At 39.9% G+C, this 13,326-nt stretch carries 17 protein-coding genes; 9 read left to right on the forward strand and 8 right to left on the reverse strand.

Annotated elements, in window-relative coordinates; all coding sequences use genetic code 11:
- Window positions 1-154 precede the first annotated feature (154 nt).
- The 3 genes from L2716_RS16330 to L2716_RS16340 all read right to left on the reverse strand — a co-directional run bounded on the left by L2716_RS16330 (window position 155) and on the right by L2716_RS16340 (window position 3,072).
- Entirely contained in the window at window positions 155-715 is a 561-nt protein-coding gene (locus L2716_RS16330; protein ID WP_236338067.1) for a GNAT family N-acetyltransferase, read from the reverse strand.
- Between the two features lie 315 nt (window positions 716-1,030).
- Window positions 1,031-2,155: an amidohydrolase gene (locus L2716_RS16335; RefSeq protein WP_236338068.1), complete on the reverse strand. Its 1,125-nt coding sequence runs from the start codon at window positions 2,153-2,155 to the stop codon at window positions 1,031-1,033.
- A 14-nt stretch (window positions 2,156-2,169) separates the two neighbouring features.
- Complete coding sequence (locus L2716_RS16340) at window positions 2,170-3,072, reverse strand: TIGR01777 family oxidoreductase (protein WP_236338069.1); 903 nt, start codon at window positions 3,070-3,072, stop codon at window positions 2,170-2,172.
- A gap of 110 nt (window positions 3,073-3,182) precedes the next feature.
- Here L2716_RS16340 and recX point away from each other — a divergent pair, with 110 nt between their 5' ends.
- Window positions 3,183-3,998 (forward strand): recombination regulator RecX, encoded by an 816-nt coding sequence (gene recX, locus L2716_RS16345; protein ID WP_236338070.1) that lies wholly within the window; start codon window positions 3,183-3,185, stop codon window positions 3,996-3,998.
- Here the strand turns inward: recX and L2716_RS16350 are convergent.
- Window positions 3,985-4,656, reverse strand: coding sequence for an SDR family NAD(P)-dependent oxidoreductase (locus tag L2716_RS16350; protein ID WP_236338071.1), 672 nt, complete (start codon window positions 4,654-4,656; stop codon window positions 3,985-3,987). The two genes, recX and L2716_RS16350, sit on opposite strands and share 14 nt — an antisense overlap.
- Window positions 4,657-4,748: 92 nt before the next feature.
- Between L2716_RS16350 and L2716_RS16355 the strand changes: the two genes are divergently transcribed.
- A complete protein-coding gene (locus L2716_RS16355) occupies window positions 4,749-5,060 on the forward strand; it encodes a YfhH family protein (protein ID WP_236338072.1) in 312 nt (103 codons plus the stop codon).
- 71 nt (window positions 5,061-5,131) lie between these two features.
- Here the strand turns inward: L2716_RS16355 and L2716_RS16360 are convergent, their stop codons facing one another.
- Both L2716_RS16360 and sspK read right to left on the reverse strand, forming a co-directional pair.
- The gene (locus L2716_RS16360; protein ID WP_236338073.1) at window positions 5,132-5,290 is read right to left on the reverse strand and encodes a YpzG family protein; all 159 of its coding nucleotides are present in this window, start codon (window positions 5,288-5,290) and stop codon (window positions 5,132-5,134) included.
- A gap of 27 nt (window positions 5,291-5,317) precedes the next feature.
- A complete protein-coding gene (gene sspK / locus L2716_RS16365; RefSeq protein WP_236338074.1) occupies window positions 5,318-5,461 on the reverse strand; it encodes a small, acid-soluble spore protein K in 144 nt (47 codons plus the stop codon).
- Between the two features lie 94 nt (window positions 5,462-5,555).
- On the opposite strand from sspK, the gene L2716_RS16370 reads away from it, so the two are divergent.
- Complete coding sequence (locus tag L2716_RS16370; protein ID WP_236338075.1) at window positions 5,556-5,819, forward strand: YfhJ family protein; 264 nt, start codon at window positions 5,556-5,558, stop codon at window positions 5,817-5,819.
- Between the two features lie 76 nt (window positions 5,820-5,895).
- Here the strand turns inward: L2716_RS16370 and L2716_RS16375 are convergent, their stop codons facing one another.
- Window positions 5,896-6,879 carry a metal-dependent hydrolase gene (locus L2716_RS16375; RefSeq protein WP_236338076.1) on the reverse strand — a complete coding sequence of 328 codons (984 nt, stop codon included), beginning with the start codon at window positions 6,877-6,879 and terminating at the stop codon, window positions 5,896-5,898.
- Between the two features lie 216 nt (window positions 6,880-7,095).
- Between L2716_RS16375 and mutY the strand changes: the two genes are divergently transcribed.
- Window positions 7,096-8,184, forward strand: coding sequence for an A/G-specific adenine glycosylase (gene mutY / locus L2716_RS16380; RefSeq protein WP_236338077.1), 1,089 nt, complete (start codon window positions 7,096-7,098; stop codon window positions 8,182-8,184).
- Between the two features lie 3 nt (window positions 8,185-8,187).
- Window positions 8,188-8,946, forward strand: a complete 759-nt coding sequence (locus L2716_RS16385; RefSeq protein ID WP_236338078.1) for an SDR family NAD(P)-dependent oxidoreductase — start codon at window positions 8,188-8,190, stop codon at window positions 8,944-8,946.
- Between the two features lie 187 nt (window positions 8,947-9,133).
- Here the strand turns inward: L2716_RS16385 and L2716_RS16390 are convergent, their stop codons facing one another.
- Entirely contained in the window at window positions 9,134-9,358 is a 225-nt protein-coding gene (locus tag L2716_RS16390) for a hypothetical protein (RefSeq protein WP_236338079.1), read from the reverse strand.
- A gap of 166 nt (window positions 9,359-9,524) precedes the next feature.
- On the opposite strand from L2716_RS16390, the gene L2716_RS16395 reads away from it, so the two are divergent.
- The 4 genes from L2716_RS16395 to L2716_RS16410 all read left to right on the forward strand — a co-directional run bounded on the left by L2716_RS16395 (window position 9,525) and on the right by L2716_RS16410 (window position 13,169).
- Window positions 9,525-9,752: a gamma-type small acid-soluble spore protein gene (locus L2716_RS16395; RefSeq protein ID WP_236338080.1), complete on the forward strand. Its 228-nt coding sequence runs from the start codon at window positions 9,525-9,527 to the stop codon at window positions 9,750-9,752.
- A 217-nt stretch (window positions 9,753-9,969) separates the two neighbouring features.
- Complete coding sequence (locus L2716_RS16400) at window positions 9,970-10,638, forward strand: SOS response-associated peptidase (protein WP_236338110.1); 669 nt, start codon at window positions 9,970-9,972, stop codon at window positions 10,636-10,638.
- A gap of 89 nt (window positions 10,639-10,727) precedes the next feature.
- Entirely contained in the window at window positions 10,728-11,255 is a 528-nt protein-coding gene (ntdP, locus tag L2716_RS16405; protein ID WP_236338081.1) for a nucleoside tri-diphosphate phosphatase, read from the forward strand.
- Between the two features lie 186 nt (window positions 11,256-11,441).
- On the forward strand, window positions 11,442-13,169 hold the full coding sequence (locus tag L2716_RS16410) for an ABC transporter ATP-binding protein (RefSeq protein ID WP_236338082.1): 1,728 nt from the start codon (window positions 11,442-11,444) through the stop codon (window positions 13,167-13,169).
- Window positions 13,170-13,326 lie beyond the last annotated feature (157 nt).

Here is a 13,326-nt window from a genome sequence, read left to right on the forward strand (position 1 = left end):
AATGGGTAATCATGTGAAAAAGTGGACCAAAATCATTTTATCCACATGTGTATAACTTGCAAAAAAGTATGGGATAGTTTATCGATGCTCTCATAACAAAAAAATGCCTGGTCCCAAAGTGTTTGGGCAGGCATTTGAAAACGAATATCGTATGTTATGCTTCTAAAATCGTATCCTCAACCGGTGTTTGCGCGATTTCGCGGACAGTGTGCATATAATAACTGTCTCGCTCGACTTGAAACAAGTTATAAACGTCGCCATCTGCATTCAACTGTTGATAAATATCCGGACGTGTTTCATTCGCTAACGAAACATAAGGAATCTTCAAAGCTGCACGTTCTGAGCGTATGTTCGTTTTGCGAATTCGCATAAAAATGGTTTGGATATCTTTTTCAAAAAAGAGTTCATTGAAAAAGGCTTCCTTAGCGGGGTGGTTATAGCCTTTACCGTGATAGGGTTTACCGATCCAAGTGCCAAGAAATCCGCATCCAGACTCGATATCAAATAAATTGATCGTTCCGATTGGGCTACCCCATTCATCTAAGATCGTTCGTGAGATCAGCTCTCCATTTTCCTCTGCTTCAATCGTTTGCTTCGTTAAGAATAAAAATTCTTCAACTGAATTGGCCTTATGACGCACAAAAGGAAAGACCGCTGGATCCACCATTAACTCATAAAGAACATGACAGTCAGAAAGTTCACGTTTCTTTAACATGATTTACATCCTCCCAAAGAGGGCAGAGCGATTTCCTACCCTCGAATTAAAATTTCTAATTCGGGGTGGGAATCGAACCCACTAAGACCAGATGTACTGGTGGCGCACCAATTGCCTTCCCTTAGCTTTTTTAAATTATATTTTCATCATTATCATAATCGATTTTCTACAAAAAAGAAATAAACATTTTTTGTCATAATCCATCTATTTTTGGAGACTGAAAAATACGCTAAAAGCCTCTTGTACTAAGGCTTATTTATGCTTGTTTTTCATACTCAATATTCTATGTGCTACAAAGGAAAAAGTGATTTAAAATTAGTACGATTTTTGATAAACGATTTGTCCGTCAATCATCGTTAGATTTGGTATCGCTGAAAATTGAAATGGATGGTCATTCCATAGCGTAATGTCCGCATCCTTTCCGACCTCTAGACTACCAACTTGATGATTAATACCTAAATTGACTGCTGGGTTAATTGTAATGCCTCGGAGTGCTTGATCTACAGATAGTCCTTCTCGAATGGCAATTGCAGCACATACATTCAAGTATTGGATAGGTACATATGGATGATCCGTTGTGATGGATACAGCAATGCCGTGGTCATTCAAAACTTTATACGTCTGCCAAGTTTTGTTCTTTAACTCAATCTTAGATTTCCGAGTGAGTGTCGGACCTACAGAAACTTGAAGGTCTCGACCTTCCAACTCTGATGCAATTAAATGCCCTTCTGTACAATGTTCAATACGCAAATCTAGATTGAATTCGTCTGCAAAACGGACAGCTGATAATATATCATCAGCACGGTGAGCGTGAATACGAACAGGCATTTCTCGTTTCAAGACTGAAAGTATGGGTGCAGTCCTTAAACATTCGGGATTGTCTGTATTGAGCGCTTTGTAAAATTCCTCACGCAACATTCCCATGATTCCCATTCGTGTGATGGAGTCGTTATGACGCCCGCTATGAATTCGTTTCGGATTTTCTCCAAGTGCAATTTTCAAACCCGCTTTTTCTTTGATAATCATTTTTTCAATATTTTTTCCGTAAGTCTTAATAACAGCAGTTTGACCGCCAATTACATTTGCACTCCCCGGCATGACATGAGCGGTAGTAATTCCAAATTTAATGGCGTCGTTAAAACCTATATCTAAAGGATGTACACCATCGATCGCTCGAATGTGTGGCGTTAAAGGATCATTTGTTTCATTAGCATCATTACCGGCCCACCCAGTACCTTCGTCATACAGTCCTAAATGGGTATGAACATCAATAAAACCAGGGAGGAGATGCATGCCTGTTGCATCAATGACTTCTGTTCCTTCGTCGATTTGAATCCCGCGTTCGAGGCTTATGATTTTACCGTTTTCAACGAGTAGGTCACCTTGAAACGTTTCAGCTGTGACAGGATATAATGTGGCATTCTTAAATAATGTTTTCATGTGTTTCCCTCTTTCTAATTGTCAAAAATCGCTGCTAAGGCAGATGATAATGTTGGGTACATAAACTTGTACTGGTGATCTAATGCTTTTCGGGGAACTACCTTTTGCCCTTCTAATATGAGCGTACTCATTTCACCTAATCCGATCTGTAAAACAAAAGCCGGAAGAGGGAGCCAATGTGGTCGATTCAATGTTTTCGCTAGAATTTTTCCGAAGTCATCCATCTGAACAGGGTGAGGGGATGTTGCGTTGACAGCACCTTCCAAAGAATCATCGTTCAGTGCGTGGTCAATCATCCCAACTACGTCGTTAATATGTATCCACGAGTACCACTGCTTACCAGAGCCAATTGGTCCACCAACATACAGTTTATAAGGAAGCGTCATTCTCGGGAGCGCGCCTTCATTTTTGGCTAAAATCAACCCAAATCGAGTCCGGACAACTCTCACTCCGTTTTGTTCAGCTTTCATGGCTTCCTTTTCCCATTCAGCAGTCACATGGGCGAGAAAATCATCTCCAGAGGTGCTCGTATGTTCATCGAATGTCTTCGATTTCGAAGTCCCATAATAACCGATGGCTGATGCGTTGATTAATACTTTGGGTTTAGATTCCATGCGCTCTATGATCTTTAAAATTTCACGTGTTGCATGTATTCGACTAGATAATATCTTTTCCTTCTTTTCGTCTGTCCATCGGCCATTGATCGTTTCTCCGGCTAGATTGATGAATGCATCTATCCCTGATAGTGTTGGGAGCTCACCATTGTCATGCATCCATTCAATATATGTAACGTTTTCTTTTTCAGGTTTTCCAGTAGGGTTACGGGTGAGGACATATACATGATGGTTCTGCTTTATGAACTGGTCTGTCAAAGCTGCTCCGACAAAACCTGTCCCACCAGAAATGGCAATTTTCATTCCAATTCCTCCTCTACGCGGTTATTAACAATATTCTGCCTTTATGAATGTTTTCCCTTTATTAAAGTAGATAATCCGTTGATATGATAAAATATGAGCGAGGTGATCCAATGAAAATAACAAAGATCACAGTGCAGAAGAAAAACAAAAGTCGATTTAACGTATTTATAGATCGGGGTAACGGAGAAGAGTTCGGCTTCGGGATAGATGAAGAGGTTTATATTCAATCAAAAATTCGCAAGGGAACGGAGCTCACTGAGAAGGAAGTTAAATCCCTGCAACTCCAGGATCAATTCCAAAAAGGATTAAATATGGCGATGAATTATCTATCCTACAGGATGAGATCAATGGATGAAATAAGGCAGTATTTAATAAAAAAAGAGTTCGAACCCCACACTGCCGAATCAGTTATTGAACGCATAAAAGAGCTTGGATATCTGGATGATATGGAATTTTCGAAGATGTTTATCCGCAGTAAGGTTATGACGACCAAAAAAGGTCCGAAAGCGTTAAAGCAAGATTTGAAGCAAAAGGGAGTCGACGATTTGACCATTGAAAATGCACTAACGATTTATACGGAAGAAGAACAAGTGGACGAAGCGACAAAGCTCGTTGAGAAGAAAGCGAAGCAATCTAAGAAGCTTAGTGAACATGCATTAAAGCAAAAGATCGGACAAGTACTTCAGCAGAAAGGTTACGCATGGAGCATTATTGAACAAGCGATAGATAAGGCCTCTCTCAGTAAAGATGAAGACGAAGAGAGAGAGGCATTAAATCTGCAAGCAGAGAAAGCGAACAGAAAGTACAAACAATATTCAGGTTGGGAATATAAACAGAAAATGAAGCAATTTCTTTATCGTAAAGGATTCCCAGTCAATTTAATTGACGAATGGCTCGATGAGAATCAGGATCTTAACGATCAATAAAGATTTCAGCTTGTCCTGAATTTTGTTCAACGATTAGCTGAGCGACTTCATCGGGACTTTTTAATCGAGATCGGTCATCGATATGGTCCGTTTCATCCCAAAATGGTGTATCCATGCCACCCATGTATACCGCAGTCATTTTGATTGCAGTTCCTTCAAGCTCTTTAATTAGGCTTTCTGTGAATCCTCTGACAGCGAATTTACTAGCAACATAAACGGATTCATTTTTCTTGCCACGTAACCCTGCCGTAGAGATGATGTTCATGACTTGACCATTTCCTTGTTCAACTAAGGTAGGTAGGATAGCTCTTGTCATATGAATGGTCCCTTTCACATTTGTAGCAAACATTTGATCAATATCATCTGAACGATAGGTGTTTAACGGTCCAAATATGCCTGTACCAGCGTTGTTAATTAACAAATCAATGGGTGTGTTTTGTACGACGCTATTTATTTTCTGTTCAACTTCATCAAAATCTGTAATATCACATGTTAAAGGTGTAGCGTGACCACCAGCACTTTTTATCGATTGCACGACTTCCTCTAGAGGCTCTAAACGGCGGCCAATAAGATACACATGGTTACCGTTTTTTCCATATTGGAGTGCAAGGCTTTTACCTAATCCTGTGCCAGCTCCTGTAATGAGAACATTCATCATGTTGCAACACTCCTTCTGTTGAATTCTCATTTATGCTAGCACAACTTCATCATCATTTCGAGAATAACAAATGACATCAGGAGGTATGTAAAATGAGTAAATTATATAGCGATATGACAGAGCATGAAATTGATCAAGAAATCAGAACGATGTCTGAAAAAATGAGAAAAGCAGAGCAAATCGGTATGGTTAACGAAGTAGCCGTGTATGAACGGAAAATAGCCATGGCCAAAAGTTACTTGTTGGACCCATCGGATTTTCATAAGGGAGATGTATATGAGCTAGTAGGTGACCCTGGTAGTCAGTTCGAAATTTCTTATATGAACGGCATTTTTGCTTGGGGATATAGGGATAAAGCGGAAGACCTGGAAGCATTTCCGATCTCACTACTTCGCAAAGTGTAAACAATTAAAAAAAGATGCCCTGCAATGCGTTCTCAATAGTTGAGACGCGCAGATGTAGGACATCCCATACTTTAGGAGCGCTTCCTTGTTTCTACCTTCAAAACATGGTTATGCAAACTCCGTTGTGTTTCTCCATTAACTTGGTTGAAACTGTGTTTCGGGTTCGCGCGTGGCGATTGGAAAGGATCTTCATAGTTAGGGTGCATTGGATCTCGATTATCTTTTGCCATTGCGTTGACACCTCCTAACAGGTATCCTCAGGTACGGTTAGAGCGACTCATCCGTTCTTGAGGCTGAGTCTGGGTCGTTCCATTTGCACGTTTAGATGCATATTCATCCTTAGCACGGGCTTCGCCGTTAGGAGACATGCGATTAGGGAAGTTCTTGGCTTTATTACGCATTCGTAACAACTCCTTTCTAAACGATACTATTAGTATGGAATGATCTGCGAGAGATATGTTGTGAAATAATTGGCATGGAAGGAGAGTGAATAATGTGGAAGAAACATTTCATGAATTAGCAGTAGAGTTACAAAATAAAAATTCAACTTTAACGTATGAAGAAGCACGCACATGGGTTGAAGCATTATGGGAAGATTTCGAATCGACAAGAGCACGAGCTGGAAGAAGTTATAAAGGTCAAGATGTGACTGAGCGGATCGTAAAGGAATGGATTAATCGATTTGGGGACAAGCTTCATGAGTATTTCAGTTCAAATCCAAAATTTCAACATTTATTAAAAAAGGGACCTAAACATTAGATCCCACAATCCTAAACGATTTCAAATGAAGAAGGTGTCTGCCGGTAATGGCGAGACACCTTTTTTAATCGTGCGTCTAGTTGCTCGTTGCTACATGTAGTTTTTTTCGTAGTGTTTTTTCACTATAGACCCAGCCGGTATAGGAACTGATAATGTTTAATTCATCATCCAACTGTACAACAGCTACGAATGGATAGTGCCCTTTAGACCTGTACCGTAAGTCAATGAATCGGACTTCATAGCCTTCATCGGTTTCTTCTGCTTCCCAGCGATATACAGGTGAGAAAGAGAGGAATGCAGCAAGATTTGAATCCTTAACCGCTTCATTAATGAGCGGGTTGTTCGGAACAGGCTTCCGGTCATAAACGTCATGAATCGTTAAGGCATTGCCTTTCACCTCAATGACATGGAATTCACCGGGACTCATCACAGCAACATGCTTTTGACTCCACCTCATAGTTGGACTAATGATGACCTTTGTGGCGTTCGGAACTTCCTTCTTTACCATCTTAATCGTTTGCTGTTTATCAATATAGCGCCAAATGTAGTAAGCGATCAGAATGCTGTATATATACAAAAAGGTGTAACCGGGATGAAAACCTTGGTACCAAAGGATAAATCCAATAATGTGCGCGGTAAAGATAAACGGATCAAATATGTTGATCATGCCATGTGCAATCCACTTCTTCGAAAAAGGATGCAAGGCTTGCGTTCCATATGCATTGAAAATATCAACGAACACATGTAAAAAGACAGCTAAAAACGTCCAAAGCCATACGTGAAGTAGGTTCATTGCAGGCATGAACAATTCCAATCCTCCAGCAATAATAATTGGCCAGAGTAGTACAGCTGGTATAGAGTGCGTTATGCCACGATGATTCCTTATATATACTGCATTATTTCTAAGTTTAAGTACGGTATCAAAATCGGGCGCATTCGATCCTATCAAAGTCCCGACTAACACAGCCTGTGTGGAGACTGGGTCATTCGCGATGACAGGATCTAATGTTGCGAGTCCACCGAGAGCGATACCCATTACGATATGTGTCCCCGTATCCATTTATTGATAAAGCCTCCTCAATAAGCAGTTTCACATTTCAGGATTCGGTCTATTCATCAAATAGTGTATCCAATATGCGTGATTTCAATGGCGAAAGTAGACGTATAAAATGATTTATATCACTACTTTCGATATAGTATAGTGTAAACGGGAATAACTCGATTCCCAAATTTCTTTTTACATATTCAAAGTTTACCGACAGTTGGAGGATTCATTTTGACTAAACAGCTATTAGATCGAGCATTAACAATTGATATAGAAGCGTTTCAAATTGATTTAGTTTTATGGTTTACACACGACCACCGAGATATGCCTTGGCGTAAGGAGCGAGACCCTTATAAAATTTGGGTTTCAGAAATCATGCTTCAACAAACCCGAGTAGATACTGTTATTCCGTATTTCGAGAGGTTTATGGCTCAATTCCCAACCGTTGACGCACTGGCTGCTGCAGAGGAAGAGAAGGTTTTAAAAGCATGGGAAGGGTTAGGTTATTACTCCCGTGCAAGAAATCTCCACTCAGCAGTTAAGGAAGTACATGAAAAATACGGTGGAATTGTTCCAAATACGCCGAAAGAAATTTTATCTTTAAAAGGTGTAGGACCCTATACAGCCGGAGCTATAGCAAGTATTGCGTTCGGATTACCTGAGCCAGCTGTAGACGGTAACGTCATGCGTGTGCTTTCGAGAATTCTTTTAATAGAAAATGATATCGCAAAACCTCAAACAAGAAAAATATTCGAAGAAGCGGTTCGATTACTTATTTCTAAAGAGAACCCTTCTTACTTCAATCAAGGTCTTATGGAGCTTGGGGCGACGATTTGTACGCCGAAAAACCCCTCATGTATAGTATGCCCAGTGCAAAAACATTGTGAAGCTTTCCATAAAGGTATACAGACCGAGCTTCCTGTAAAGAAAAAGAAAATCAAAAAACGGACTGTACCCGTTGCGATCGCTATGCTGCAAAATGAATCAGGCGAAACCATTATCGAAAAAAGACCTGAAACCGGACTGCTTGCAAATTTATGGCAGTTCCCAAATATTGAGATTTCAGATCGTAATTTAACTAAAGAACATTTGAAAACGTACTTAGAAGAAAGATACCCTATTCAAGTGGATTTAAACGACCATCTCGTTGATTTTCAACACGTTTTCACTCATCTAACATGGCAAATATCTGTTTACGCGGGATCATTTAAGGCAAAAGAACCAATAACAAATGGGACGATTGTAAATGCTGAACAGCTAGACGCTTATCCATTACCTGTCCCACATCAAAAAGTTGCACGTTTAATGAAGGGAGAATAAACGATGGAATTAAATTTGAATGGCAAAACTGCACTCGTTACTGGTGGCTCTAGAGGGATTGGTAAAGCAATCGCACTCGGCCTAAGGTCTGAAGGTGTGAAAGTTGGAATATGCGCTAGAGGAGAAAAGGATTTGGCTGAAATGAAACAGACTTATCCTGACGTTTCAGTCTATCAAGCGGACTTAACGTGTGAAGAAGAACGTGTTGAAGTTTTCAAGAAATTTATTGATGATCACGGCTCTATTGATATTTTAGTCAATAACGCAGGCGGGAGTAATGGATCAACCATACAAGAAACAAGCATCGATGAATTTAGAGATTCAATGGAGCTGAATTTTCATGCAGCTGTTCAGTTCAGTAAGCTGGCTGTAGAAAAAATGAAGCATAACGGCAACGGATCGATTATTAATATATCCAGCATATATGGAAGAGAATCAGGCGGAAAGCCAACTTATAACAGCTCGAAGTCAGCACTGATCAGTTTTACAAAATCACTTGCTGATGAAGTCATACCATACGGAATACGTGTGAATGGTGTAGCACCAGGCGCGATCCTTCATCCAAGTGGGAATTGGCAACGTCGGTTGGATGAAAACCCAGAGAAAATCAATCAGTTTGTTGAGGACGAAATTCCTGCAGGTCGTTTCGGAAAAGCAGAAGAAGTTGCAGACATCGTTACCTTCCTAGCTTCAGAACGCTCAAACTGGGTTGTAGGCGCAACCTTGAATGTAGATGGCGGACAATCATACTCGAATTTTTGAGGTGATTTGGTGATGAAAAGCGGTTATTTCCAACATATTTCGGAAAAAGTGAGCAGATAAGTGGTAAATAGCGGCTAATCGCAACATATATCGGGCAAAGAGCGCAGATATGTTGTGAAAATACTCTTACAAATGAAAGGCTGATCTTACAAAGGAGCAATTCCTCTGTAGATCAGCCTTCTTCTATCTATTCATAGTTCGGCCTTGTTCCATGTTGGTAATCAGCTTCGTCACGGTGGAGTCCTCCGCGGCTTTCAATTTCCTTAATGACTTCTTGATGGATGGATACACCTTCACTATTCAAAAATTGTGTCATTTGCTGTAATGAATGATGGAAGAATGCGAGTTCTTTATCCGTCCATTCATCGGTTGTTAGGGTCGCAAGTTCTGTCATGTCTCGACCAACATACATGGTGGATTCCTCCTTATACTTCTTGCCTTATATTTGTTTTACCCACTCCATAATGAATTTAATCTTTCCATCTGAAATAGGTTTATGTATGGTAAATGGTACATCTAAATTTGTCGGATAACACGCTGCATGGGTGGTTAAATTAACTCATGTGGAGGTGAGACTCATGGCAAAACAACAAAAGCCAGGACAACAAAAACAAGCTGGAGCTAGCATGGCGAAAAAGCCTAACGCACAAGCTCAACAACCTGCTCAACAGGCTGGACAGTATTCTGCTGAGTTTGGTACTGAAATGACAAATGCTCAAGAAGTACAAAAGCAGAACCAGCAAGCACAACAAGCAATGCGTGCTAAGCAAGGACAACAGCAACAACAGCAAAATAAGCAACAGTAACTCCACAAGCACTCTCGGCCTTGATGCCGGGGGTGTTTTTCATACTTAAAATCACCAGGTCTTAAGCCATGCTGCAAAAAGGTAGGTGGAACGCAAGACACAAGAACTGGAACACAAGAAGCACACCAAAGCTAGCTGGGCGAATCGCTTTTCTTCTTATGTTATGATTAGGAGAATGGGGTGTACAGGAACAATAGAAAAGAAGGTAGGGATTATGATGTGTGGAAGATTTACGTTAACAGCAGAAATAGATCTCTTAATGGATTGGTTTGAAATTGATGAATTTGCATCGGAATTTAACATTCAACCTCGGTTCAACATCGCACCTTCTCAAGATATTGTTGCCATTGTTTCTAATGAAGGAAGCCGACGTGCTGGTTTTCTTAAATGGGGACTCATTCCTTTTTGGGCGAAAGATCCATCCATCGGTCATAAGTTGATTAATGCACGATCTGAGACTGTACCGGAAAAACCGAGCTTTAAGCATGCATTTAAAAAGCGGAGATGCATCATCCCTGCTGATGGTTTCTTTGAATGGAAGAAAGAAGGAAAACATAAGCAACCGAAGTACATAAAAATGAAGAATGATCAGCCTTTTGGTTTTGCAGGATTATGGGAGAAGTGGAAAGACGAACAAGGCAATCCGATTCACACGTGTACAGTGCTGACAACAGAACCGAACGAATTGATGGAAGACATTCATAACCGTATGCCTGTCATACTCCCAAGAGAAAAATACGGAAATTGGCTCGATGTGGACGGGGAACAATCCGACTTAATTGAACTTATGAAACCTTTTGATTCGGCAAGTATGACTGCTTATAATGTATCGACTATTGTCAATTCACCACGTAATGAAGTGCCAGAATGTATTGAAGAACTTTAAATTCATAATGCACATCCTTTTTCAATTTTAGGTGGAAAGGATATAATAAGAAGAGAAATTGATGTGGAAGCGCAAGAAAGGAGTTTCGTATGTCTTTTCCGACGACGGGAAGTTCGATTCAAATACAAAGCTATAAACATAATGGACAGCTCCATCGTGTATGGGAAGAAACAGTGATACTTAGAGGGACTTCCTCAGTAGTAATCGGCGGAAATGACCGAATCATCGTTACAGAATCCGATGGTAGACAATGGCGAACGAGAGAGCCTGCAATTTGTTATTTCAACTCTGAGCAATGGTTTAACGTCATCGGTATGTTAAGAGAACAAGGTATACATTACTATTGTAATCTTGGAACGCCATTTACTTATGACGGGGAAGCACTGAAGTATATTGATTATGATTTGGACGTGAAAGTATTTCCGGATATGACCTATACAATATTAGATGAAGATGAATTTGCTCTTCATAAGATCGAAATGAACTATCCAAAAGAAATTAATGACATTTTGCGGCGGAGTTTAGATGAATTATGTTCAATGATCAATCAACGAAAAGGTCCGTTTGAACCTGAATTTATTGAGAATTGGTATGAACGCTTTTTAGAATATCGTTAAAAGCCATCATTCATGTTCATAATGTATAATATGAAAGGTTCGACACGTGTCGGGCTTTTTTATACTTTAAGGCCATCATAACTTAATTTTAAAAAGGCAGAGATTTAACTGGACCATCTTTGGTTAACAGGAATAAAACGCATTTGACATCTGGAGGTGGGCATTACGAGTAGTATTAAAAGATATATGCACTTTGTACGACCGTATTTTAAACAAATCGCTTTTACGGTTTTTATTGGGATATTCAAATTCGGTATTCCATTATTAATTCCACTCATATTAAAATTCGTCATTGATGACGTAATCAACGCTGATATTAGTAACGATGAGAAGTTTTCCCGCTTATCTTGGGTATTGGGCGGGGCTTTCTTTGTGTTTATCGTATTGAGACCACCCATTGAATATTACAGACAATATTATGCTCAGTGGACAGCAAGTAAGGTCTTATTTGATATTCGTGATTATTTGTTCAGTCACATTCAAAAATTAAGCCTAAAATATTATTCCAACACAAAAGTTGGCGAAATCATTTCACGTGTCATCCATGATGTAGAACAGACGAAATCCTTTGTTGTTACGGGTCTGATGAACGTATGGCTTGATATGATTACAATTGTCATTGCAATTGCAATCATGTTTACGATGGATGGATGGTTGACACTAGTTGCTATATCACTACTACCTTTTTACGGTCTTTCAGTGAAATTTTTCTATAGCCGATTGAGAAGTTTGACGAAGGAAAGGTCTCAAGCGCTTGCAGAAGTGCAAGGCCATCTACATGAACGTGTTCAAGGGGTCAGTGTGATTCGCAGTTTTGCTCTAGAAGATTATGAACAGGATCAATTTAATGTGCGTAATACAAACTTTTTGAACAGGGCATTAAATCATACTTCTTGGAATGCCAAAACCTTCTCGGTCGTCAATACGATTACTGATGTTGCGCCTATGCTTGTTATTGGTGCAGCAGGTTATTTTGCAATCACAGGAAAAATTACAGTCGGTTCAATGGTCGCGTTCGTAGCGTACATGGATCGTTTATACAATCCACTCAGAAGACTTGTGAATTCCTCTACTACATTGACGCAAGCACTCGCGTCCATGGACAGGGTATTTGAGTTTATGGATGAGGACTATGATATTAAAGATGGCCCAGGTGCGAAACCATTAAAGCATGTACAAGGTAAGATATCATTCGATCATGTTTCATTTAAATATGATGAGGAAGAAGCACCAGTTCTAAAAGATATTCGTTTAGATGTAGAGGCTGGTGAAACCATTGCGCTCGTTGGAATGAGTGGTGGCGGGAAATCCTCGCTAGTGAGTCTGATTCCTCGATTTTACGATGTAAACGAAGGACGAATCTTGTTAGATGGACGTGATATTAGAGAGTATCAGGTTCGGACGCTAAGAGATCATATCGGAATGGTTCTTCAAGACAATATTTTGTTTAGCGAATCTGTTCGAATGAATATTAAAATGGGAAATCCACAAGCATCCGATGAAGACATGATGGAGGCTGCAGTAGCGGCAAATGCGCACGACTTCATTATGAAGCTTCCGCAAGGATATGACACGAAAATTGGCGAACGAGGGGTTAAGCTTTCTGGAGGTCAGAAACAAAGGTTAGCTATTGCGAGGGTCTTCCTTAAGAATCCACCTCTACTCGTTCTGGACGAAGCAACTTCAGCACTTGATTTAGAGAGTGAACATCTCATTCAAGAATCACTTTATAAATTAGCGCGTGACCGAACGACGTTCATTGTCGCACATAGATTAGCCACGATTACCCATGCAGATCGGATTGTCGTTATTGAAAACGGAGAGATCACAGAGACGGGCTCTCATGAAGAATTGATGAAACGAAAGGGTAGTTATTACAATCTATTTACAGTGCAAGCTCTTGATGAAATATAGGCTGACATTTCAAATGTCAGTCTTTTTTTTGTCGAAAAATTTTCTTTGTCGATAATAATATGTCCGAAAAACAGGGCGAAAGAAGGATTTTAGCGAGGGAAAGCGTATTAGTACATAAGTTGTATATTTGAAACTTTCTAAATATTTCGTGTTGTCA

It is taken from the genome of Pseudalkalibacillus berkeleyi (assembly GCF_021608225.1).
Lineage (GTDB): Bacteria > Bacillota > Bacilli > Bacillales > Fictibacillaceae > Pseudalkalibacillus > Pseudalkalibacillus berkeleyi.